The organism is Porticoccus sp., assembly GCF_041592135.1.
Taxonomy (GTDB): Bacteria; Pseudomonadota; Gammaproteobacteria; order Pseudomonadales; family Porticoccaceae; genus Porticoccus.
Window position 1 is genome coordinate 13,598 of the sequence record NZ_JBFHQR010000012.1, and the last position, 21,172, is coordinate 34,769.

23 protein-coding genes are annotated in these 21,172 nt (G+C 58.6%); 6 read left to right on the forward strand and 17 right to left on the reverse strand.

Annotated features, from left to right (window positions below):
- Positions 1-9 precede the first annotated feature (9 nt).
- Both ABY948_RS02405 and ABY948_RS02410 read left to right on the forward strand, forming a co-directional pair.
- Positions 10-786, forward strand: a complete 777-nt coding sequence (locus ABY948_RS02405; RefSeq protein WP_461480912.1) for an FTR1 family protein — start codon at positions 10-12, stop codon at positions 784-786.
- Between the two features lie 33 nt (positions 787-819).
- Positions 820-1,551 carry a hypothetical protein gene (locus ABY948_RS02410; RefSeq protein ID WP_461480935.1) on the forward strand — a complete coding sequence of 244 codons (732 nt, stop codon included), beginning with the start codon at positions 820-822 and terminating at the stop codon, positions 1,549-1,551.
- 63 nt (positions 1,552-1,614) lie between these two features.
- On the opposite strand, the gene gloA is transcribed toward ABY948_RS02410, so the two are convergent.
- The 13 genes from gloA to ABY948_RS02475 all read right to left on the reverse strand — a co-directional run bounded on the left by gloA (position 1,615) and on the right by ABY948_RS02475 (position 13,802).
- The gene (gene gloA / locus ABY948_RS02415; protein WP_461480913.1) at positions 1,615-1,998 is read right to left on the reverse strand and encodes a lactoylglutathione lyase; all 384 of its coding nucleotides are present in this window, start codon (positions 1,996-1,998) and stop codon (positions 1,615-1,617) included.
- Between the two features lie 72 nt (positions 1,999-2,070).
- On the reverse strand, positions 2,071-2,892 hold the full coding sequence (locus ABY948_RS02420; protein WP_461480914.1) for a hypothetical protein: 822 nt from the start codon (positions 2,890-2,892) through the stop codon (positions 2,071-2,073).
- A gap of 65 nt (positions 2,893-2,957) precedes the next feature.
- Complete coding sequence (locus ABY948_RS02425) at positions 2,958-3,557, reverse strand: Yip1 family protein (RefSeq protein ID WP_461480915.1); 600 nt, start codon at positions 3,555-3,557, stop codon at positions 2,958-2,960.
- Positions 3,558-3,698: 141 nt separating this feature from the next.
- Entirely contained in the window at positions 3,699-4,439 is a 741-nt protein-coding gene (locus tag ABY948_RS02430) for a sulfite exporter TauE/SafE family protein (protein WP_461480916.1), read from the reverse strand.
- Positions 4,440-4,441: 2 nt separating this feature from the next.
- The gene (gene ccoS, locus ABY948_RS02435; protein WP_461480917.1) at positions 4,442-4,651 is read right to left on the reverse strand and encodes a cbb3-type cytochrome oxidase assembly protein CcoS; all 210 of its coding nucleotides are present in this window, start codon (positions 4,649-4,651) and stop codon (positions 4,442-4,444) included.
- A gap of 36 nt (positions 4,652-4,687) precedes the next feature.
- Positions 4,688-7,135 (reverse strand): heavy metal translocating P-type ATPase, encoded by a 2,448-nt coding sequence (locus ABY948_RS02440; protein WP_461480918.1) that lies wholly within the window; start codon positions 7,133-7,135, stop codon positions 4,688-4,690.
- Positions 7,132-7,656, reverse strand: coding sequence for a FixH family protein (locus tag ABY948_RS02445; RefSeq protein ID WP_461480919.1), 525 nt, complete (start codon positions 7,654-7,656; stop codon positions 7,132-7,134). The genes ABY948_RS02440 and ABY948_RS02445 overlap by 4 nt, the downstream gene beginning before the upstream one ends.
- A 122-nt stretch (positions 7,657-7,778) precedes the next feature.
- Entirely contained in the window at positions 7,779-9,206 is a 1,428-nt protein-coding gene (ccoG, locus tag ABY948_RS02450; RefSeq protein ID WP_461480920.1) for a cytochrome c oxidase accessory protein CcoG, read from the reverse strand.
- Between the two features lie 36 nt (positions 9,207-9,242).
- Positions 9,243-10,142 carry a cytochrome-c oxidase, cbb3-type subunit III gene (ccoP, locus tag ABY948_RS02455; protein ID WP_461480921.1) on the reverse strand — a complete coding sequence of 300 codons (900 nt, stop codon included), beginning with the start codon at positions 10,140-10,142 and terminating at the stop codon, positions 9,243-9,245.
- 14 nt (positions 10,143-10,156) lie between these two features.
- Positions 10,157-10,369, reverse strand: coding sequence for a cbb3-type cytochrome oxidase subunit 3 (locus tag ABY948_RS02460; RefSeq protein WP_461480922.1), 213 nt, complete (start codon positions 10,367-10,369; stop codon positions 10,157-10,159).
- Positions 10,369-10,983: a cytochrome-c oxidase, cbb3-type subunit II gene (ccoO, locus tag ABY948_RS02465; protein ID WP_461480923.1), complete on the reverse strand. Its 615-nt coding sequence runs from the start codon at positions 10,981-10,983 to the stop codon at positions 10,369-10,371. Before ccoO ends, ABY948_RS02460 begins: the two co-directional genes overlap by 1 nt.
- A 15-nt stretch (positions 10,984-10,998) precedes the next feature.
- Entirely contained in the window at positions 10,999-12,444 is a 1,446-nt protein-coding gene (ccoN, locus tag ABY948_RS02470) for a cytochrome-c oxidase, cbb3-type subunit I (RefSeq protein WP_461480924.1), read from the reverse strand.
- Positions 12,445-12,581: 137 nt separating this feature from the next.
- The gene (locus tag ABY948_RS02475) at positions 12,582-13,802 is read right to left on the reverse strand and encodes an argininosuccinate synthase (RefSeq protein ID WP_461480925.1); all 1,221 of its coding nucleotides are present in this window, start codon (positions 13,800-13,802) and stop codon (positions 12,582-12,584) included.
- Positions 13,803-13,985: 183 nt separating this feature from the next.
- Between ABY948_RS02475 and pyrC the strand changes: the two genes are divergently transcribed.
- The 3 genes from pyrC to ABY948_RS02490 are packed head-to-tail and all read left to right on the forward strand — an operon-like array spanning position 13,986 to position 15,995.
- Positions 13,986-15,017, forward strand: coding sequence for a dihydroorotase (pyrC, locus tag ABY948_RS02480; RefSeq protein WP_461480926.1), 1,032 nt, complete (start codon positions 13,986-13,988; stop codon positions 15,015-15,017).
- Positions 15,017-15,631: a ribonuclease T gene (gene rnt / locus ABY948_RS02485; protein ID WP_461480927.1), complete on the forward strand. Its 615-nt coding sequence runs from the start codon at positions 15,017-15,019 to the stop codon at positions 15,629-15,631. The genes pyrC and rnt overlap by 1 nt, the downstream gene beginning before the upstream one ends.
- A gap of 58 nt (positions 15,632-15,689) precedes the next feature.
- The gene (locus tag ABY948_RS02490; protein ID WP_461480928.1) at positions 15,690-15,995 is read left to right on the forward strand and encodes a hypothetical protein; all 306 of its coding nucleotides are present in this window, start codon (positions 15,690-15,692) and stop codon (positions 15,993-15,995) included.
- Positions 15,996-16,011: 16 nt separating this feature from the next.
- On the opposite strand, the gene ABY948_RS02495 is transcribed toward ABY948_RS02490, so the two are convergent.
- Positions 16,012-16,332 carry a 2Fe-2S iron-sulfur cluster-binding protein gene (locus ABY948_RS02495; protein WP_461480929.1) on the reverse strand — a complete coding sequence of 107 codons (321 nt, stop codon included), beginning with the start codon at positions 16,330-16,332 and terminating at the stop codon, positions 16,012-16,014.
- Positions 16,333-16,352: 20 nt separating this feature from the next.
- Positions 16,353-17,588, reverse strand: a complete 1,236-nt coding sequence (locus ABY948_RS02500) for an NAD(P)/FAD-dependent oxidoreductase (protein ID WP_461480930.1) — start codon at positions 17,586-17,588, stop codon at positions 16,353-16,355.
- A 412-nt stretch (positions 17,589-18,000) separates the two neighbouring features.
- Between ABY948_RS02500 and ABY948_RS02505 the strand changes: the two genes are divergently transcribed.
- Positions 18,001-20,271 carry an NADP-dependent malic enzyme gene (locus ABY948_RS02505; RefSeq protein WP_461480931.1) on the forward strand — a complete coding sequence of 757 codons (2,271 nt, stop codon included), beginning with the start codon at positions 18,001-18,003 and terminating at the stop codon, positions 20,269-20,271.
- Positions 20,272-20,369: 98 nt separating this feature from the next.
- Here ABY948_RS02505 and ABY948_RS02510 read toward each other — a convergent pair whose 3' ends face one another.
- Together ABY948_RS02510 and ABY948_RS02515 are read right to left on the reverse strand one after the other, a co-directional pair.
- Positions 20,370-20,576 carry a SlyX family protein gene (locus ABY948_RS02510; protein WP_461480932.1) on the reverse strand — a complete coding sequence of 69 codons (207 nt, stop codon included), beginning with the start codon at positions 20,574-20,576 and terminating at the stop codon, positions 20,370-20,372.
- Between the two features lie 81 nt (positions 20,577-20,657).
- Positions 20,658-21,172, reverse strand: a 515-nt coding sequence (locus tag ABY948_RS02515) for a redoxin domain-containing protein (protein ID WP_461480933.1), incomplete at its 5' end; no start/stop codon positions are given.

A 21,172-nucleotide genomic window follows, 5' to 3' on the forward strand; every position in this document is an offset into this window, starting at 1 on the left:
ACCCCCGGCATGTTTCTAAGTTCTGTTGTGCTGATACTGCAGGAAATCCTCGAGGCCGCCCTGCTGGTCAGCCTGTTACTGGCCTTTAGCCGCATCAACAATCTGCGCCTCTACTGGATGGGCGGCGCCCTGTGCCTGGGTTTCGCAGGTGCACTGCTGTTATCGCTGAACATGGTGGCGGTCTCAGAATGGTTCGACTACGTGGGGCAGGAAGTGGTCAACGCCTCACTGCAATTGTCGATCACCCTGCTATTGACCCTGCTGACCCTGCTCTACACCCTGGGCAGCCCCGCAACCCTGCGCTGGCTGCCGCTCTGCATGGTGCTGAGCGTGGCCTGCGCCCTCACCCGGGAAGGCTCCGAGGTCTTTATCTATATCCAGGGCGCCCTCAGTCAACCGCCCCACGTCCGCCCCACCCTCACCGGAGCGGGAATCGGAGCGGGAATCGGCATCAGCGCGGGTGTCCTGCTCTACTACGGCTTGCTCGGCCTGCCCAGGCACTGGGTTGTCCCCAGCTGTCTGCTGCTGATGGCGATGATTGCCGGAAATATGGCGGCCCAGGCCGCGATGTTGCTGATCCAGGCCGATTGGCTACCCTATTCACTGGTAATTTGGGACAGCTCCGGCTGGCTGCCGGAAAACTCTATTACCGGTCACTTGCTCTATGCATTGATCGGCTACGAGGCGACGCCATCGCTGCTGCAGGCGCTGGCCTACGGCGCGGGCATCCTCAGTGTTGCACTGGCCTGGCACGTTGGGCGCATCCGCCGCACAACAGCCTCCTGACCAATCTTATTCAACGGGAACAAACCATTGAGCATGCCATTGCGCCCATCATCCAGATTAGCCTGTCGCTGCCTGTTGGCGGTCGGCTGTGCGATCACCACTGTCACCGTCAGGGCTGACGGCACCACCGTGGACAAGATCTACCATCCCTATGTCTACGCGCTGGAGCGGGAGCTTGAATGGCGGGCTGTTTACGAGGATGAGCAGCCCAAACAGCTGGATAATCGCCAGTTACATCGATTTGCCTACGGCCAGGCCATTAATGACCGGTGGTTCGGTGAAATCTACCTGACCGGCGAGCGCACCGATCACAGCGGGTTTCAGCTCGAGGGATACGAGTTGGAGGCCCGATGGCAGCTTACCGAGCAGGGCGAATACTGGGCCGATTGGGGCATGCTGTTTGAGCTTGAAAAAGCGGCCCATAAGGATAGCTGGGAATATACCACCGGGATACTGGCGGAAAAGGAATGGGGACGCTGGAGCGGCACCGCCAACTTTATGGTCGCCAGCGAGTGGGGCTCCGACACCAACGACGAACTGGAATCCTCACTGGGCTTGCAGGGTCGATACCGATTGTCGCCCTCCCTCGAGCCGGCCATTGAATTCTACAGCGGCGATAAAACCAGGGTGCTGGGTCCGGTGCTACTGGGAGAGGTCAGAATGGCGGGGAGGCAAAAACTGCATTGGGAATTGGGTATGCTGTTCGGGCTGGACAAGAGCAGCACTAACAATACCCTGAGGGCGCTGATCGAATACGAATTTTAAGGCCCGAGGCGGGGGCGCCGCGGGCTGCTATCCCCCGCGAAAATGCCCCGTCGCCGTGCGGACTTAGCCTTCTGACAGCAACTCCACCTTGTAGCCGTCGGGATCTGCCACAAACGCCAGCACGGTGGCACCGTGTTGCATCGGACCCGGCTCGCGAATTACCCTGCCCCCCGCTGCGCGGATGCGGTCGCACGCCGCGTAGACATCCTCCACACCGATGGCGATATGGCCGTAGCCCTCACCCAAATCGTAGTGTTCGGTATCCCAGTTATGGGTCAGTTCCAGCACGGTATTCTGCGACTCCGCTCCATAACCCAGAAACGCCAGGGTAAAGCGTCCCTCTGGATAATCCTTGCGCCGCAGCAGCTGCATACCCAGCACATCGGTATAAAATGCAATGGAATTGTCCAGATTGCCCACTCGCAACATAGTGTGTAAAAGACGCATGACAGCCTCCTAACGTACCTCAATAAATCCAGCTTGTACTAAACAGCTGTCCACGAAAAAAGATTTGGCGTTCTACCCCAGAGAGCCCACAATTTCTACGTTATGGCCGATATCTGCTTCCAATTGAGCCGCGAACGCGGATGCATCCCTAGCCTTTCCAACTAGTCGTTCAAAAATATTTCGTCGCAAGTCTACGTGCCAATACTCACCATAAAAACCCTGAAAATAGAACACCCCCCAACCATTAACTCCGGGATCTTTGGGCGTAACTGTCGTATAGCCGAAGCCTCCAGTCTGCGCCGAGCCAAAATCGATTGGCTGCCAGCTTTTTGAAATTGAAGCTAAGAGAGGCGAAGTAAGCTGCATAATAGGCATAAACTTAAACCCACAAGTGTCACCTTTGGCCGCTACTGCATGCCCCCCTACTTCAGGAAAACAGGACCCAGTTATTATTTCATCCAGCCTATTTTTTAACTCACCAAACCCAGTAATATTGGACGTGACAGTAAACTGGGCCGCAGCCTGGCTCCCTACCCAATAAATCCCCTGATTATTCTCGATGGCATAATATCCATCACTAATTTTTGCTATTGCAGGACTACCCCCTGACCTAGCCAATATAAAGTCAATCGCCTGATCAAAGTCACAATAGATGCGTTCTACTAGTTCACCGAAATTAGCCGAATCAAACCTTCTATAGATATCATAAATTCTCTGGTGAGCGATCTCTACAGCGACATCTGTGGCATAAGCTATTGCCGTATATTTATCAAGAAAAAACACTTTCAACCCATAAACAGGTTTCTTGCCTGACTTTATTTCATCGAAGGTATATTTCGTATCCGCCATAATCCATACAGTGTTCTCTTCGATAGCTGCTATCGCTAAGGTCATTGATAACCCCTTGGACCAACAAAAAGCCGGGCACAGCCCGGCTTCGATACGTCAAAAATTGCAACCTAGTTGGTAAATACCGGCGCCGCCACGTATTCCCACAACAGCACGGTGGCCACCAGCACCACCACCACATAGACCAGCGCCATGGCGAAGACGGCACTGGCATAGAGAAAACCCTGATCTTCCGGCACATGCATCACATCGGGAATACCCAGGTACATCAGGCGGATGGCGTAACCACAGGCGGCGGTCGCCAACAGCAGATCCAGCCACCAGATCGGATAGACGGCGAAAATTCCCGCCAGAAAGACCGGGGTGCAACACAGCCCCATAAACACAAAGCCCTTGAAAGCGGTGGAATCCGCCTGGTAGGTCTTGGACATCCAGCCGATCATCCAGCCGATAAAGATCAGTGCGCCCATCAGGGCAACGTAGAACAACACCATCAGCGGGATGGCGCTGCCTTCCGTAATACGGGTGGGTTCATCGCCAATGATGGTCCAGCCGAATTGGGTGGTTCCGACGTAAAAGCCGATAGCCGGCAACATGGCAAGGAATATAAAGTAAATGCTCATCCGCTTGAGGGTTTCATCGGACAGCGCACCAATTTTCTTCCACTCTGACTGTGGATCGTAAAGTAACCCAACAATATGACCTAACATAACATCCCCGTTTTTTGTTGTGTAATAGAATCAGCTGACCCCGGGAACTGCTTTTTTAGCCCTTGGTAGCAGTTTTTATACTTCTGAAGTCAAACCTATGACTTGATCAAAGTCAACCAAGGGGCGTAGAAAACTGAATTGTTAATGGTGCATATGCTGGTGCATATCGCCAGAGGCCTCCGTGGCAGAGCCCGGTGCGGCCGGATGCTGGTGGGCATGGGCAACCGCGCTCCACAGGGTCCAGCCCCCGAACAGTATCAGCACCAGCGCCATGACGGTTCTGAGCACCCGACCCTGCAACCAGCGTTTCAACTGGCTGGAAAATACGCCGCCCGCCAGCATGGCGGGCAGGGTGCCAACGCCGAATGCCGCCATGGCCAGGGCGCCGGATAGGGGTTCCGCGGTCGCGGCGGCAAAGGCCAGCGCGGAGTAAACCAGACCGCAGGGCAGCCAGCCCCAGATCATGCCAAACAGGAATGCCCGACCCACCGTGCGCACCTGAAACAGCCCCTTGCCCAGTGGCTCGAGACGCCGCCACAGGTGTTGCCCCGCCCTTTCGAGCCAGCCGAGCAGCCGCCACCAATCCGCCAGATACAGCCCCATCAGGATCAACAGGATGCCGGCCAAGGCTCGCAACCAGGGACCGAGGGACAGGAAGTCGCGGCCAAACAAACCCAGCAGTCCCACCAGGGCACCGGCGACAGCATAGGAGGTGATGCGACCCAGGTTGTAGCTGCACAGGATCGGCCAGCGGGCGCTGTTCTGGTCGGCGGCAAAACCCAGCGCGGCGACAATGCCGCCGCACATGCCGACGCAGTGGCCGGCCCCCATCAGGCCGATCACCAACATCGCCAGCACCGACATTTCCGCAGACTCCACCATGATTACGGCTCCCTGTGTTTATGGTCCGCTGTGTTGCTGTCGCTGCCCTGGCTGTCCTGAGGCGCAAGATCGTCATCATCCTCAAACAGAATGCGGTCCGCATCGCCGTCCAGATCGTCGTACTGACCGTTGTTCACGGCCCAGACAAAAATCCACACCGCCAGGGCGCAGAAGATCAGGGAAACCGGTATCAGAAGATATAAACTGGCCATTATTCAAATACCTATCGATAGTATCGAAAAATAAAATCAGGTTGTCGCGCAGGGGTCCGGGACACCAACAGCGAGTTCCGCCCGCTTGTTGCGGCCGAGACGCAACGCATTCGCCACCACCAGCAGCGAGCTGGTGGACATACCGATGGCCGCCGCCCAGGGTGGAACCAAACCGCAGGCTGCCAGCGGCAGCGCCAACAGGTTATAACACACCGCCCAGCCGAGATTCTGCAGGATCACCACGCGGGTTCGCCGGGCCAGCGAGACCGCATCAGGCAGGGTACACAGGTTGCCGGAGAGCAAAATGCTGTCTGCGTGAATGCGGGCAAAATCACTGGCATCCCCCAGCGCCACCGACGCATCAGCACCACTCAGTACCGGGACATCGTTAATGCCATCCCCCACCATCACCACCCGGCGACCCAGTCGTTGGCTGCAGTTCACCCAGGCCAGTTTTGCGCCGGGTGTCAATGCCCCATGGGCCTCGCGAATACCCAGTTTGGCCGCCATATCGGCGACGGCCTCGGCGCGGTCACCGCTCAACAGGACCACCTCTACCGACTGCTGCTGCAGGCGCGCCACCGCATCCTGGGCACCGGGCCGCAATTGGTCCTGCAACAGAATCCAGCCAAGGGGTCTGGTGCCTTCACCCAGCAATAACGGCAACTGCCCGGGTGCGAGTGCCGGCAAGGGCGGATTGGCAAACCCCAGTTGCTCCGCCACGAAATGGGGCTGGCCGATGGCACAGGCCATGCCCTGTCGCCGCGCACAGACGCCGGCACCCACCCGCTGATCAATATCGCTGAGCTCACAACTGGGCCTGACGCCCTCAAAGGCCCTGGCAATGGGGTGGCGGGAACCGACCTCAAACGCCGCCGCGAGGCTTAACAATTCCGGTGCCTGCTGTTCCGCCAGGGGAATTACCGCAGCGACACGCATATTTCCCAGCGTCAAGGTACCCGTTTTATCGAACACCAGTTGGTCAACCCTGGACAGGACATCCAATATCTGGCCGCGACTGATCAAAAAACCGCGCTGCCGCAATGCCCCGGTGGCCACCGCGATGGCCGCCGGCGTGGCCAGGGACAGGGCGCAGGGACAGGTCACCACCAGTACCGACAACACCACCCACAGCGCTTGCTCAGGTTGATGCTGCCACCACCACCACCCGACCGCGACGGCGATCAACAACACCGCGCCGACAAAATAGCCCGCCAGCTGATCCGCCAGCGCCACCTGAACCGGCTTTTCGCTGCGGGCCTTTTCCACCAGGCGCAGAATCGCGGACAGCCGGGTGCGGTTGCCCACGGCCGCTACGCGAATCACCAGGGGATTTTCACTGTTCACCGTCCCGGCACTGACGCTGTCGCCCATGCGCTTGCCAACCGGCAGTTGTTCACCGGTGAGTACCGCCTCGACCACACTGCTGCGCCCCCGTTCGATTTCGCCATCGCAGGGGATGGTGTCTCCGGCGGAAACGCGGATCAAATCACCGGTCTGCAGCGCCTTCACCGGCACCCTCAACTCGCTCTCCCCATCCAGCCGACAGGCTGTAACCGGCAACAGCTGGCCCAGCGCTTCAGCCTGCATATCGTTGCGGTGGCGCACGCGCATTTCCAGGTAGCGACCGACCAGGATGAAGAAGGTAAACATGGACACCGAATCAAAATAGACCTCTCCGGTTCGCATCAGCGTCGCCCAGCAGCTGGCCGAAAAGGCCAGGATAATCGCCAGGGAAACCGGCACATCCATGGAGAGATGGAGCTGCCTGAGGCTGCGCCAGGCCGCCTGGTAGAACGGGAAGGCGGAAAAAGACACCACCGGCAAGGCGATGATTAGGCTGACCCAGCGCAGGTAGTTTTGCCAGACCGGGTCCATATCCTGAAAGGCGCCGGCATAGAGGCCGACGGCGACCATGCCCGCCTGCATCATGCCCAGCCCCGCAACCCCCAACCGCTGCATAAAACGGCGGTTTTCCCGGTCGCGTAGTTGCCGCACCGCTTCGTCGGTCACCGGGCGGGGGTCGTAACCAATATCTTGCAACGCCCCCAGCAGGCGACTCAGTTTGAGCAGGGCGGGATTCCAGCTGACCAGGGCGCGATGACTGGTGACATTGACCTGCACCCCGGAAATACCCGGCAGTTTTTGCAAATGTTTTTCGATCAGCCAGGCGCAGGCGCTGCAACTGATGCCCCCCACCAGCAACTGGATCTGCCGGTCGCCATTATCCAGCTGTTCGAGGTAATCACACTGCACATCCGGCAAATCGTAGGCGGCCAGCAGATCGGCGCGGATTTCCTCGGGGCGCTCGGCGTTGCCGGTGCGGTATTGGTAAAAACGCGCCAGCCCCCCATCGCAGATGGCGGTGGCCACGGCCAGACAACCCGGGCAGCACATGGGCCGGGGCTGGCCATCAATCTCAAGGGTGAAATTTGCTTCCGGGGGCACCGGCAAGCCGCAGTGGTAACAGGATATCGGCGTCATTGGGCCGGCAGGGTCACCTGGTGGGCTGAGGCAAAATCCAGTTCACCCACCAGTCGCCACTCCCGCGCCGGCTCTGGAAACAGCTGCAGGTAATAGCGGTTTAGCAGTTGCTGGTCGAGGTCGGTGCGATACTGGCCGGCGGTGATGGCGGCCATCAACAATTCCCGGTCACGGCTCTGATCGGTGGGGTGCAGCAACATCAGGGTGAGCCGCTCCGGCGGTGTGTCGGTACCGCTGAGGGTGACAAACAGTTCGCCGCTCTCCGCGTCGAGCCTGATCTTGGCGCTCAAACCCAGACTGACCGCCAGCTTATCCTGTTCAAGTACCTGGTTGATGGCCAGTCCCTTGCGGTAATAACTGTCCACCACCAGGGTATCGGCATTCTTGAAGGCGATATAGACCGTCGCCAGGCTGGCGATCACCACGGTACCGGGCAAGGCGATCAGGAACCAGGGCCAAAACTGGCGATACCAGGGCTGCTGGTCCAGATCATGGGAACCCATATGACGGGACTGACGCAAAACGCTTACCTCACGGCTGTCTGGGAAGGCCCGCCGGGACACGCGTTCTCCGGCGGGAAGCTGGGCACAAGGATACACAATTCCCCGAAGGCCCACACATATTCGAGGGGAACTCGACGGTATCAGCGCCTGAGGCGCGGACCGATAAAGCGATTCTCCTCCAGGGCGTGAATGGCCGGGCTATCCACGGATTCGACGATGAAGGTGATGTCGGCATTGGGGCTTTTCATCAGACCGGGATCGAGCTCTACCCGCACCGGCATACTCAGCACCTCCCCCTCCGCCACGTTCACCTCGGTATTGCCGAGATAGTGGAACGGGTATTCGCCTTCAACACGGATGCGATAGCTGTGGTTGCGGTTGTCCATGTTATTGATTTTCAGGGTATAGATGTTTTCGGTCAGCCCCTGGGCATTCTCCCGGTACAGCACATTGCGGTCGCGGATCAGGTCGACGCCGAGCGGCATGCGCGTCAGGATGGTATAGGCAAAGGCGCTCACCATCAGCGTCAACACCAGGGCGTAACCGATAAAGCGCGGGCGCAGGATGCGGGTTTCACCGTGCTCCATGGCGTGTTCGGTGGTGAAGCGGATCAAGCCGGGGTCGTAGCCCATTTTGTCCATCACCGCATTACAGGCATCGATACACAGGCCGCAGTCAATACACTCGTACTGCAGGCCGTTGCGGATATCGATACCGGTGGGGCAAACCTGCACGCACAGGGAGCAGTCGACACAATCACCCTTGCCTTCAGCCCGGTGATCCGCCCCTTTCTTGCGGGCACCACGCGGTTCGCCGCGCTCCACGTCGTAGGAGACGATCAGGGTGTCCTGGTCGAACATCACCGACTGGAACCGGGCGTAGGGGCACATGTACTTGCACACCTGTTCCCGCAGGAAGCCGGCATTCATGAAGGTCATGGCGGTGAAGAAAAAAGTCCAGAACACCGCGGCCGGATGGGCCGAGAAGGTGACCAGCTCCGGCACCAGGTCGCGGATCGGATTGTAGTAACCCACAAAGGTCAATCCGGTGACAAAGGCCACCAGCCCCCAGAGCAGGAACTTGCCACCGCGGCGCAGCACCTTGTTACCATCCCAGGGGGAGTTGTCCAGTTTGATGCGCTGGTTGCGATCGCCTTCACACCAGTCCTCAATGTACATGAAGATCATGGTCCAGACGGTTTGCGGACAGGAAAAGCCACACCATACCCTGCCCACCAGTACGGTGACCGTAAACAGGGCAAAGGCGGAGATAATCAACGCCCAGGCCAGCAACATAAAGTCCTGGGGCCAGAAGGTGATCCAGAATACGTGGAACTGGCGCGCCGGCAGATCAAACCAGACGGCCTGGCGGCCGTCCAGATTGAACCAGGGAAGCAGGAAGTAAGCGCCGATCATGGGCAACCATGTCCAGCGCTGCAGATTCCTGAAAAAACCGGGAAGCTGACGGGTCTGAATTTTTTCCCGGGCCTGGTATAAATCCAGAACCTTGATGACTTCTTCGTGAGACGCATCCCCGGACTGCACCCCGGGCTTGTTTTTCTCAGTCATGCCAGCTTCGCGCTCCTGTGGCGACTACCTCGTCGATTACTGATTCTTGGACAGGTTGTAAACGTAGGCAGTCAACAGATGGATCTTTTCCGCCTTCAGTTTGTCAGCCTGGGCCGGCATGTTGCCGTTCCGGCCGTTGCGAATGGAGTGACGCACCAGCGACGGAGAACCGCCGTACAACCAGATGCCATCGGCCAGATTCGGTGCACCGAGCATGGTCATGCCCTTGCCGTCGGCACCATGACAGGCGGTGCAATAGGTGGCAAAGGTCTGGGCACCGGCGGTGGCCTTGACCTCGTCGTGCTCACGACCACCGAGCTTGAATACATATTCCGCCACATTGTCGACCGCCTCTTCACCCATCACAGCACCCCAGGCGGGCATGGCGCCCTGGCGTCCGTGGGTGATGGTGGTTTTGATGTCGTCGGCGGTGCCGCCATAGAGCCAGTCACTGTCCGCCAGATTGGGGAAGCCGTAGCTGCCGCGACCGTCGGAACCGTGACATACGGAACAGTTGTTGTTAAACAGGCGGCGGCTCATTTTCATGGCATCCGGGTTGGCGATCAGCTCTTCCACCGGGGTGTTGCTGTACTGGGCGTAGAGCGGCGCGTACTTGGCTTCCGCCTCGGCCACCTCTTCCTGCCACTGGCCCACCTGGGTCCAGCCCAGCACCCCGGCATAGCTGCCGAAGCCCGGATACAGCGCCAGGTAACCGATAGCGAAGATCACCGTGCCCACAAACATCTTGAACCACCAGCCCGGCAGCGGGTTGTCGTACTCCTCAATGCCGTCGTAGACATGACCGGTTTTCGGGGCTTCCCCCTCTTCGGTCTCCTTGGTGACTTCGACCTTGCGGTTGGCAAACAGCAACCACGTACATCCCGCGATGGTCACCACCACCATGAAGATAATCCAGATACTCCAGAAGGTACTCATATCAGGTCCTACCTCTATTTGTCTTTTTGCTGAGATGTCGGCTGCTCATCTTCCTGAGATGATGACCGCTCATCTTCCCGAGATGGTGACTGCTCATCGGCAAATGGCAGTTTTGACGCCTCCTCAAAGCCTTTCTTGTTGCGGCCGCTATACGCCCACCAGCAAACACCCAGAAAGGCAATCAGTGTCAGAACGGTACCGATGCCCTGTAATGTTCCCTGGTCCATTAGCGTTTCTGCGTCAGGAGGGTGCCGAGCTGCTGCAGGTAAACCACCAGCGCATCGATCTCTTTCACATCACCGTTGACAAACGGCTTCGCGGCGTTGGCGATGTCCTCATCCGTGTAAGGCACACCGACCGTGCGAAGCGCTGCCATCTTGGCGGCGGTATCCTTGCCGGTCACCTTGTTCTCAAACAGCCAGGGGAAAGCCGGCATGTTGGATTCGGGGACCACATCCCTTGGGTTATAGAGGTGGGCACGCTGCCAGTCATCGCTGTAGCGAGCACCGACCCGGGCCAGGTCTGGACCCGTGCGCTTGGAGCCCCACAGGAAGGGGTGCTCGTAGACGTGTTCACCGGCAACGGAGTAGTGACCATAGCGCTCGGTCTCCGCGCGGAACGGGCGAACCATCTGGGTGTGGCACACATGGCAGCCTTCCCGGATGTAAATATCGCGACCTTCCAGGGCAACAGCACCGAGGGGCTTGAGGCCTTCGATGGGTTCCGTGGTATCCGCCTGCCAAAACAGGGGAATGATCTGGGCCAGGCCACCGAAGCTGATCGCCACGACGATCAGCACGATCATCAGGCCAATATTCTTTTCAACAATCTCGTGTTTCACAGTTGCTCTCCCTAATCACACAGCCTGGACTTGAGCAGAGGCAGTTTCCTGCTCCTGAACATCGCCACGCACGGTCCGCCAGACGTTGTATGCCATGATCAACATGCCACCGAGGAAGATCAGACCACCCAGCAAACGCACGTAGTAACCGGGGTAACTGGCTTCGATGGATTCAGCAAAGCTGTAGGTCAAGGTGCCGTCGGTGTTGAAGGCGCGCCACATCAAGCCCTGGGCAATACCGTTCACCCACATGGAAGCGATGTACAGCACCGTACCGATGGTGGACATCCAGAAGTGCAGGTTAATCAGGCTGACGCTATACATCTGGGTCCGCTTGTAGAGCGTCGGAATCAGGTTGTAGAGCATACCGATGGACACCATGGCCACCCAACCCAGGGCACCGGAATGCACGTGGCCGATGGTCCAGTCGGTGTTGTGGGACAGCGCATTCACCGTCTTGATGGACATCATCGGCCCTTCAAAGGTGGACATGCCGTAGAAGGACAGGGAGACCACCAGGAAGCGCAAGGTCGGGTCGTGGCGCAGTTTGTGCCAGGCACCGGAGAGCGTCATCATGCCGTTGATCATGCCGCCCCAGGAGGGTGCCAGCAGAATCAGTGACATCACCATGCCCAGGCTCTGGGCCCAGTCGGGCAGCGCGGAGTACATCAGGTGGTGGGGACCCGCCCAGATGTAGACGGCAATCAGCGCCCAGAAGTGCACGATGGACAGGCGGTAGGAATACACCGGACGGCCCGCCTGTTTCGGCACGAAGTAGTACATCATGCCCAGGAAGCCCGCGGTGAGGAAGAAGCCCACCGCATTGTGGCCGTACCACCACTGCACCATGGCATCGATGGCGCCGGCATAGGCGGAATAGGATTTCGACGCCGTGACCGGCATGGCAGCACTGTTGCCCAGGTGCAACACCGCGATGGTGATGATAAAGGCGCCGAAGAACCAGTTGGCCACATAGATATGCTTGCTGCGGCGTTTCATGATGGTGCCAAAAAACACCACTGCGAAGGACACCCATACCAGGGTAATCGCAATATCAATCGGCCATTCCAGCTCGGCATATTCCTTGGCGGTGGTCATTCCCAGTGGCAGGGTAATGGCCGCGGCGACAATGATGAGCTGCCAACCCCAAAAGGTGAAGGCCGCCAGGGGGCCGCCAAACAGCGATGCCTGGCATGTTCGCTGCACCACATGATAGGCCGCGGCAAACAGCGCGCAGCCACCAAAGGCGAAGATCACCGCATTGGTGTGCAGTGGCCGCAGGCGACCGAAGTGGAACCAGGGCAGATTGAGGCTGATATCGGGCCACACCAGCTCGGCGGCAATAATGACGCCCACCAGCATGCCGACAATACCCCAAACCACAGTCATGAGGGCAAATTGCTTTACCACCTTGGTGTTGTATACCGGCTGGTCACCGGCAGTCGTGACATTGCTACTCATTGGATTTTCTCGTAGTTCGTCCGTTTAGTTGGAGCCTGGGGGTAGAGTTTTATGCTCCCCACATCTACCCCAGCAGTATTATTCCCTAGCTGTCCGACGCCGGTATTGATTTGTGTCAAGTGTGACCGGGCAGTGGGCTATCCCAGCTGGCGGTTTTTATTGGCCGCAATTCTCAGGCGCAGTGCATTGAGTTTGATAAAGCCCTCCGCATCCTTCTGGTTGTAGGCCCCGGCATCGTCCTCAAAGGTGGCGATTTTTTCGTCAAACAAGCTGTCTTCGGACTGGCGGCCCGCCACGGTGACATTGCCCTTGTAGAGCTTCACCCTGACCTTGCCATTCACCACCTGCTGGCTATCATCAATCATCCCCTGCAACAACTTGCGCTCTGGAGACCACCAGTATCCGTTATAGACCATTTCTGCGTATCTGGGCATTAATGCATCTTTCAGGTGCGCCACTTCCCGATCCAGGGTCAGGGACTCGATGGCGCGGTGGGCGCGCAACATGATGGTGCCGCCGGGGGTTTCGTAGCAGCCGCGGGACTTCATGCCGACGTAGCGGTTCTCCACCAGATCCAGCCGACCGATGCCATTGGCGCCACCCAGCTTGTTGAGGTGGGCCAGCACGGTGGCCGGGGACATGGGTTCATCGTCGATGGCGACGATATCGCCTTTCTCGTAGGTGAGTTCCAGATAGGTGGGCTGATCGGGGGCCGCTTCCGGCGCCACACTCCAGCGCCACATATCTTCTTCCGGTTCCCACCAGGGATCTTCCAGATTGCCGCCCTCATAGGAAATGTGCAGCAGGTTGGCATCCATGGAATACGGGGATTTTTTCTTCTTGTTGGAGAAATCCACCGGAATACTGTGTTGCTCACAGTAGGCCATCAGTTTTTCACGGGAGGTGAGATCCCATTCCCGCCAGGGCGCGATCACCTTGATACCGGGTTTCAGGGCATAGGCGCCCAGCTCGAAGCGCACCTGGTCGTTGCCCTTGCCGGTGGCGCCGTGGGAAATGGCATCGGCGCCGGTCTCGTTGGCGATTTCGATCAGGCGCTTGGCAATCAGCGGCCGCGCGATGGAGGTGCCCAGCAGGTACTCACCCTCGTAGATGGTATTGGCGCGAAACATCGGGAACACGTAATCCCGCACGAACTCTTCACGCAGGTCATCCACATAAATTTCCTTGACGCCCAGGCCCGCCGCCTTGGCGCGAGCCGGCTCAACCTCTTCGCCCTGGCCGATATCCGCGGTAAAGGTCACCACTTCGCACTGGTAGGTTTCCTGCAACCACCGAACGATTACCGAGGTATCAAGCCCCCCGGAATAGGCGAGAACTACTTTTTTGATGTCGGACACCACATGTCTCCTGGTTGGAAAATGGAAGGAAGAAAATTGGCTGCTATTCTAATGGCTCGGCTGCCAGTTTCACAGCAAATGGCCCGGCGATTGGCCAGCAATACTGCCGCAGACCGCCTCCGCTGTTAAGCCGCCCGGGATTCCGGTAGCATTCACCCTTTAATTTACCGCCGAAGTAGCCCCATGACCCGATTGACCATCACTCGCCCCGACGATTGGCATGTGCACCTGCGTGACGGGGACATACTCGCCTACACCGTTCCCGACGCCGCCCGCTATTTCGGTCGCGCCATCGTCATGCCCAACCTGGTGCCGCCGGTACTCAATACCGCACAGGCGCAGGCCTACCGGGAGCGCATTCTGCAGCAGCGCCCCGCCGGCAACCAGTGGCAGCCGCTGATGGTGCTCTACCTCACCGACAATACCGACCCGCAAGAAATCAGCCGCGCCAAACGCTCTGGTTTGGTCTTTGCGTGCAAATACTATCCGGCGGGCGCCACCACCAACTCTGACTCCGGCGTCACCGAACTGTCCAATATCTACCCGGTGCTGGCGCGCATGGAGCAGGAGGGATTGCCGCTGCTGTTGCACGGCGAGGTGACCGACACCGAGGTCGACATCTTTGACCGCGAGGCGGTATTTATCGACCGCCACCTCGGCAAACTGACCGCCGCCTTCCCCGGACTGAAAATCGTGCTGGAACACATCACCACCCGCGAGGGCGTCCAGTTTGTCAGCGAGGCCCCGGCCAATGTAGCGGCCACCCTCACCCCCCAGCACCTACTGTTCAATCGCAACCAGATGCTGGCCGGGGGGATCAAACCCCACTACTACTGCCTGCCCATCCTGAAACGACAGCAGCACCAGCAGGCGTTGGTCGCCGCCGCCACCAGCGGCAACCCGAAATTCTTCCTCGGCACCGACTCGGCGCCCCACGCCACCCACCGCAAGGAAAACCCCTGCGGCTGTGCCGGCTGCTATTCCAACCACGCCGCCATTGAATTTTACGCCGAAGCGTTCGAGCAAGCCGGCGCCCTGGCAAAACTGGAAGGCTTCGCCAGCCATTTCGGCGCCGACTTCTACGGCCTGCCCCGCAATACCGATAGCATCACCCTGGAGAAAGCCCCCTGGCAGAGCCCGGCCCTGCTGCCCTTTGCCGGCGACACACTCACGCCATTGGGCGGCGGCGAACTGCGCCAGTGGCGGGTGCTCTGATGGAACATCCACCTATTTCCTACCGCTTCAGGGGTTTTCTGCCGGTGGTCATCGACGTGGAGACTGGGGGGTTTAACTCCGCCACCGACGCCCTGCTGGAAGTGGCCGCGGTGACCCTCACCATGGACGAGGATGGCCTGCTCACCCCTTTCGAAACCATCTGCCACGCCGTGATCCCCTTTGAGGGCGCCAATATCGAAAAAGCGGCACTGGATATCACCGGCATCGACATCGATGATCCCTACCGCATGGCGCTGGAAGAAGATGAAGCGCTCCGGCAACTGTTTCAGCCCATCCGCAATGCCGTAAAAGATGCCCATTGCAGCCGTGCCGTGATGGTGGCCCACAACGCCCATTTCGACCTCGGCTTCATCAATGCCGCCGCGGAGCGCAACAACATCAAGCGCAACCCGTTCCACCCCTTCTCCTGCTTTGACACCGCCACCCTGGCGGGGCTTGCCTACGGTCAAACCGTGCTGGCCAGGGCCTGCGAGGCAGCGGAAATAGAATTCAGCAACGGCAAGGCGCACTCGGCGGCCTACGATGCGGAAAAGACCGCTGAATTGTTCTGTGGTATCGTCAATCGCTGGAGAGATCTCGGCGGCTGGCGCTGACCGGAGTGCGCCCGAACGCCGGCAAACGAATGCCAACTTCACCCCAAGGAGAGACAGTATGAGCGGCAAAGGCAAGGCGATTCTCGCCCACATCACCCTGATCGGCTGGATCATTGCGCTGATCCTGAACATGCAAAACCGCGACAGTTTTGCGTCCTACTACATTCGCCAATACCTCGGCATCATGCTCTGCGGCTTTGCAGGGAATATCCTGTTCATGTCCCTGCACAACGGTCTGGCAATGATTTGGGGTGTGGTCATTCTGGTCGCCTGGCTGATCAGCCTGGTGGGCGCCTGCACAGACAAGAAAAGCGAACTGCCCTATGTGGGCAAGTATTTCCAGGAGTGGTTCAAGGGGCTGTAACAGCCCCGGGCGGGATTCAGTACTGGGAAGACGGCAGTCTGACCACCAAGCCGTCCAGCTCTTCAGCGACCCTGATCTGGCAACTAAGACGGCTGGTGGGCTCCGGTGCGACAACCATTTCCAGCATCATTTTCTCAGCGCCCTGGGGCTCGCCGACCCGCTCAAACCAGGCCTCATCCACATAGCAGTGACAGGTAGCGCAACTGCACACGCCGCCGCACTCGGCCAGAATGCCGTCGATCATGTTGTCCACCGCACCCTGCATCACCGTGTGCCCCACCGGCACATCGATCTCATATTCCGCCCCATTCGGCTCGATATAATGAATAATTGGCATTAAATATTCCTTACAACTATTTAATTTTTCTCTGTTTTTAAAAACAGCTTCGGATCGAGAGATTCATCCGCCAGACGCTCCACAGACACCGGCAACGCGCCGGCCAGCAACTGCTTGGCCACCATAAACTCTTTGGGGCGATTGATGCAATCCGCCGCCAGCAGCCGATCGCCGCGCAGATACCAGGCCACAAAACTGCGGCCGGTGTCTGCATCACCGCGCAGCACTACCCTGTCGTAACCCTCGCTCAAGCCGGCGATCTGCAACTTCAGATCGTACTGGTCGGACCAGAACCAGGGATAGGCGTCGTAACACTGGCGGCGCCCGCAGATACTCGCCGCCGCCGATTTGGCCTGCTCCATGGCATTGGGCACCGACTCCAGCCGCACCCGCCGCCCGAGCAAGCGATTGGGGTGGTTGGTGCAATCCCCGGCCGCATAGATATCGGGGTCTTCCGTGGCGGCAAACTCATCCACCCAAATACCGTCACCCACTTTCAGGCCACACTGACTGGCGAGTTCCACATTCGGCATCACCCCGATACCGACAATTACCATATCCGCCGGCAACCGCCGCCCATCCGCACCGACCACTGCCGTCACCCGCTCCTCGCCCTCAATGGCCGCCACCGACCAGTTGGTATGGATAACGACACCTGCCTCGGCATGAATGCGTTGGTAAAACGCCGACACCTGGGGCGCCGTGACCCGCGCCAACACCCGCGACTGCACCTCCAGCACAGCCACCTCGACACCCCGTTTGCACAGCGCCGCGGCCGACTCCAGACCGATATATCCACCGCCGACAATGACCACGCGACAGCCCGGCGCCAACCCGGCGCGAATAGCATCCACATCGGCAAGGGTTCGCAGGTAGTGCACACCGGGCAAGTCCACGCCGGGCACTTCCAGCCGCCGCACCCTGGCGCCGGTACAGAGCGCCAGCATGTCATAATCGAAACGCTTTCCACTCTCCAGCAGGACTTGCCTCGCCGCGCGATCCACCACCTTTACACAATGGCCAGACAGCAACTCAACGCCGTGCCGGGCATACATTTCAGCCGGGCGGATCAACAGGTGCTCGCTATCCTCGCAGCCGGAGAGATAGCCCTTTGACAGCGGCGGCCGCTGATACGGGGCGCCGGGCTCATCCCCGATCATCAGGATGTTACCCTGCCACCCACCCTGGCGCAGACTGGAAGCGAGCTGGGCTCCCGCATGACTGGCACCGACAATAATCACCCGCTGTTTCATCATCTCACTCTCTCATCCTGACCAGGACATTATCGGGACAGCCACAAATCAATGGCAAGCACCGGCGCACGAACGACCGGGGGTACGGAGATTTTGATCCCCGCGCCCCAATAAGGAACGCCAACAAATGCACACGAAATGTAGAAAAACTAGATAAAGAATATTCGCACAAAATAAACTCTACATATTGTTATTAAACGATTAAATTCATTTAAATACGTATTTTCAATCTAAGACAAAAGGAATTAAACGAAAACATCCATATTGAATAGCGTATATTTTGTAGCTATACTACAGACCCTTTTGACCCGCTCAGCGCCCGCAATTCGCATGGTAATAACGCCGCCATTGGCGTTAGAATAGCCGCCCTGCCAAGCTGACCAGATAATTACTGATTCATTAAACCGAGAAAGAAATGGCTGATTCATTTAAAGAAAGCGCCCTCTACTACCACACCCATCCCGTTCCGGGAAAAATCGAAATCCGCCCCACCAAGCCGCTGGCCAACAAGCGGGACCTGTCCCAGGCCTATTCCCCCGGGGTGGCTTACGCCTGCGGAGCGATTGTCAAAAACCCGACGGAAGTGGCGAACGTCACCGCCCGCGGCAATCTGGTAGCGGTGATTACCAATGGTACGGCGGTGCTCGGTCTCGGTGACATCGGCCCGCTGGCGGCCAAGCCGGTGATGGAGGGCAAGGCGGTACTGTTCAAGAAGTTCGCCAACATCGATGTGTTTGATATCGAGATCGCCGAAACCGATGTGGACAAACTGGTGGACACCATCGCCTCGCTGGAACCCACCTTTGGCGGCATCAACCTGGAAGACATCAAGGCGCCGGAGTGCTTCCTGGTGGAGCGCAAACTGCGGGAGCGGATGAACATCCCGGTGTTCCACGACGACCAGCACGGCACCGCCATCGTCTCCGCCGCCGCCGTCTACAACGGCCTGCGGGTGGTCAACAAGAACATCGAGGACATCAAACTGGTGGTAACCGGTGCCGGCGCCGCCAGTATTGCCTGTGTGGACCTGCTGGTCAGCATGGGCCTGCAAAAAGCCAATATCCGCATGATCGACCGCAGCGGGGTCATCTATGCCGGCCGCAAGGAAGGCATGAATCCCTGGAAAGAGAGCTATGCCGTTGAGACGGAAGATCGCACCCTCGACGATGCCATCGACGGTGCCGACCTGTTCCTGGGACTGTCCGGCCCCGGCGTGCTGAAAGCCGACATGGTCAAGAAAATGGCCGCCAATCCGCTGATTCTGGCCATGTCCAACCCGACCCCGGAAATCATGCCCGAAGTCGCCAAGGCTGCGCGCCCGGACGCCATTCTGGCCACCGGCCGCTCCGACTACCCGAACCAGGTCAACAACGTTCTGTGCTTCCCGTTCATCTTCCGCGGCGCCCTCGACTGCGGCGCCACGGTGATCAACGATGCCATGAAGCAGGCCTGCGTGAAAGCCATCGCCGACCTGGTGCACCGCGAACCCTCCGAGGCCGTCGCCGAAGCCTACGCGGACGAAGTATTGAAGTTTGGGCCCGATTACCTGATCCCCAAACCGTTCGACCCACGCCTGATTGAAGAAGTCCCCATTGCCGTCGTAAAAGCGGCCATGGAAAGTGGTGTCGCCACTCGCCCTATCGAAGACATGGAAGCCTACCGCAACAAACTGCACTCCTACGTGAGCCGCAGCCGCCTGTTTATGCAGCCGATGATCGAACAGGCTCGCCGCAATCCGTCGCGCATTGCCTATGCCGAAGGGGAGAACGACGACGTACTGCGCGCCATGCAGGGCGTAGTGGATGAAAAAGTGGCCAAACCGATCCTGATCGGTCGTCCAACTGTCATCAAGCGTAAAATCACCGAAATGGGCCTGCGCATCCAGCCCGGCGTTGATATTGAGATCTTCAACCCCGAAGAAGGCGACCACCACGAAAACTACTGGCAGTTCTACCACCAGCGTGTAGGCCGCTCAGGTGTCTCCGTTGAGGCAGCGCAAAACGCCGTGCGCACCAACAACACCGTGCTGGCCGCCATCATGGTGGCACTGGGGGATGCAGACGGTTTTGTCTGCGGCAAGGTAGGCCGTTTCGACAAGCACCTCAAGGACATCAAAGTCATCCTGCCCCAGAGCAGCCACACGCAAATGTCCTCCGTGTGCGTACTGCTGATGGAAGATGGCCCGCTGTTCCTGGCCGACCCGTTCGTCAATGTGGACCCCACGGAAGAGCAAGTGGTCGCCACCACCCTCAACACCATTAACTTTGTCAAAAGTTTTGGCATTGAACCCAAGGTGGCGCTGCTGTCCCACTCCAACTTCGGCACCTATGACGACCATTCCGCCCACAAGATGAAACGGGCTGCAGAACAACTGCGCAACCAGTTCCCAGATGTGCAGATCGAGGGTGAAATGCACGCCATGTCTGCCATGAATGAGACCCTGCGCGGCAAGACCTACCAGAATGCCAACCTGCAGGGGCGCGCTAATGTACTGATCATGCCCAACATGGACGCGGCGAGTATTACCCTCGGCCTGCTGCGCTCCCTGACCAATGCGCGACTGGTCGGCCCTTTCCTGTTCGGCTTCGACAAACCGGCCCACATCCTGATCCCATCCGTGTCGGGACGGGGTATTTTGAACATGACCGCACTGATAGGGGCGGATATCACCTCAAAATCCGAGTAAACCCCTGTCACCATAAAAAAACGCGGCCGGTGCCGCGTTTTTTTATGCCTGCAGGCAACTGCCTGCGCGACCTGCAAACTACCTGCGCAACGTACAAACTAATAGTGCGGCGGCCTTTCATCACCGCCGCCCTCGTCGGGCAACTTGTCCGCCAGCTCCCGCACCCGGGTACCCAGCATGTCACAGCGCGCCAACAGGCGATCCAGCAGCTCCTGCTGACGGCAGATCACATCATTCAGCCGCTCGATGGTGTCTTCCTGAAAAGCCAGCCTCATTTCGATATCAACCAGTCGCTCCTCATCCACCCTCGCACTCCTCAATTCCAGAACCGCTGCACACAAAAAAACCGCAGGGCACAGCCTGCGGTTTTTTTGAAGAACAACCCCTTACAGGGCGTCGGCGTTGGCAGCCAGGTAATCGGCAACCCCTTTCGGAGAAGCGTCCATACCCTTGTCACCCTCTTTCCAACCGGCCGGGCACACTTCGCCGTGGCTCTGGTGGAAACTCAGTGCGTCAACCATACGCAGCATTTCATCGATATTGCGGCCCAGCGGCAGGTCGTTGACCACCTGGTGGCGCACAACACCGTCTTCATCAATCAGAAAAGAACCGCGGAAGGCCACACCGGCAGCGTCAAACTCCACGTCGTACGCCTTGCAGATCTCGTGCTTCATATCAGCAACCAGCGGGTATTTGACTGCACCGATACCGCCTTCGTTAACGGGGGTATTGCGCCAGGCGTTGTGGGTGAAGACAGAGTCAATGGAGACACCGATCACTTCCACGCCGCGATTCTGAAACTCGGCATAGCGGTGATCAAATGCGATCAGCTCCGAGGGACAGACAAAGGTGAAATCCAGGGGATAGAAGAACAACACCACCCATTTCCCTTTCAGCGACG

What these genes read in the sequence shown, in the direction of transcription:
- ABY948_RS02405 (WP_461480912.1), top strand. Translation starts at nt 10, where the DNA reads ATGTTTCTAAGTTCTGTTGTGCTGATACTGCAGGAAATCCTCGAGGCC.
- ABY948_RS02410 (WP_461480935.1), top strand. Translation starts at nt 820, where the DNA reads ATGCCATTGCGCCCATCATCCAGATTAGCCTGTCGCTGCCTGTTGGCG.
- gloA (WP_461480913.1), bottom strand. Translation starts at nt 1,998, where the DNA reads ATGCGTCTTTTACACACTATGTTGCGAGTGGGCAATCTGGACAATTCC.
- ABY948_RS02420 (WP_461480914.1), bottom strand. Translation starts at nt 2,892, where the DNA reads ATGACCTTAGCGATAGCAGCTATCGAAGAGAACACTGTATGGATTATG.
- ABY948_RS02425 (WP_461480915.1), bottom strand. Translation starts at nt 3,557, where the DNA reads ATGTTAGGTCATATTGTTGGGTTACTTTACGATCCACAGTCAGAGTGG.
- ABY948_RS02430 (WP_461480916.1), bottom strand. Translation starts at nt 4,439, where the DNA reads ATGGTGGAGTCTGCGGAAATGTCGGTGCTGGCGATGTTGGTGATCGGC.
- ccoS (WP_461480917.1), bottom strand. Translation starts at nt 4,651, where the DNA reads ATGGCCAGTTTATATCTTCTGATACCGGTTTCCCTGATCTTCTGCGCC.
- ABY948_RS02440 (WP_461480918.1), bottom strand. Translation starts at nt 7,135, where the DNA reads ATGACGCCGATATCCTGTTACCACTGCGGCTTGCCGGTGCCCCCGGAA.
- ccoG (WP_461480920.1), bottom strand. Translation starts at nt 9,206, where the DNA reads ATGACTGAGAAAAACAAGCCCGGGGTGCAGTCCGGGGATGCGTCTCAC.
- ccoP (WP_461480921.1), bottom strand. Translation starts at nt 10,142, where the DNA reads ATGAGTACCTTCTGGAGTATCTGGATTATCTTCATGGTGGTGGTGACC.
- ABY948_RS02460 (WP_461480922.1), bottom strand. Translation starts at nt 10,369, where the DNA reads ATGGACCAGGGAACATTACAGGGCATCGGTACCGTTCTGACACTGATT.
- ccoN (WP_461480924.1), bottom strand. Translation starts at nt 12,444, where the DNA reads ATGAGTAGCAATGTCACGACTGCCGGTGACCAGCCGGTATACAACACC.
- pyrC (WP_461480926.1), top strand. Translation starts at nt 13,986, where the DNA reads ATGACCCGATTGACCATCACTCGCCCCGACGATTGGCATGTGCACCTG.
- rnt (WP_461480927.1), top strand. Translation starts at nt 15,017, where the DNA reads ATGGAACATCCACCTATTTCCTACCGCTTCAGGGGTTTTCTGCCGGTG.
- ABY948_RS02490 (WP_461480928.1), top strand. Translation starts at nt 15,690, where the DNA reads ATGAGCGGCAAAGGCAAGGCGATTCTCGCCCACATCACCCTGATCGGC.
- ABY948_RS02495 (WP_461480929.1), bottom strand. Translation starts at nt 16,332, where the DNA reads ATGCCAATTATTCATTATATCGAGCCGAATGGGGCGGAATATGAGATC.
- ABY948_RS02500 (WP_461480930.1), bottom strand. Translation starts at nt 17,588, where the DNA reads ATGATGAAACAGCGGGTGATTATTGTCGGTGCCAGTCATGCGGGAGCC.
- ABY948_RS02505 (WP_461480931.1), top strand. Translation starts at nt 18,001, where the DNA reads ATGGCTGATTCATTTAAAGAAAGCGCCCTCTACTACCACACCCATCCC.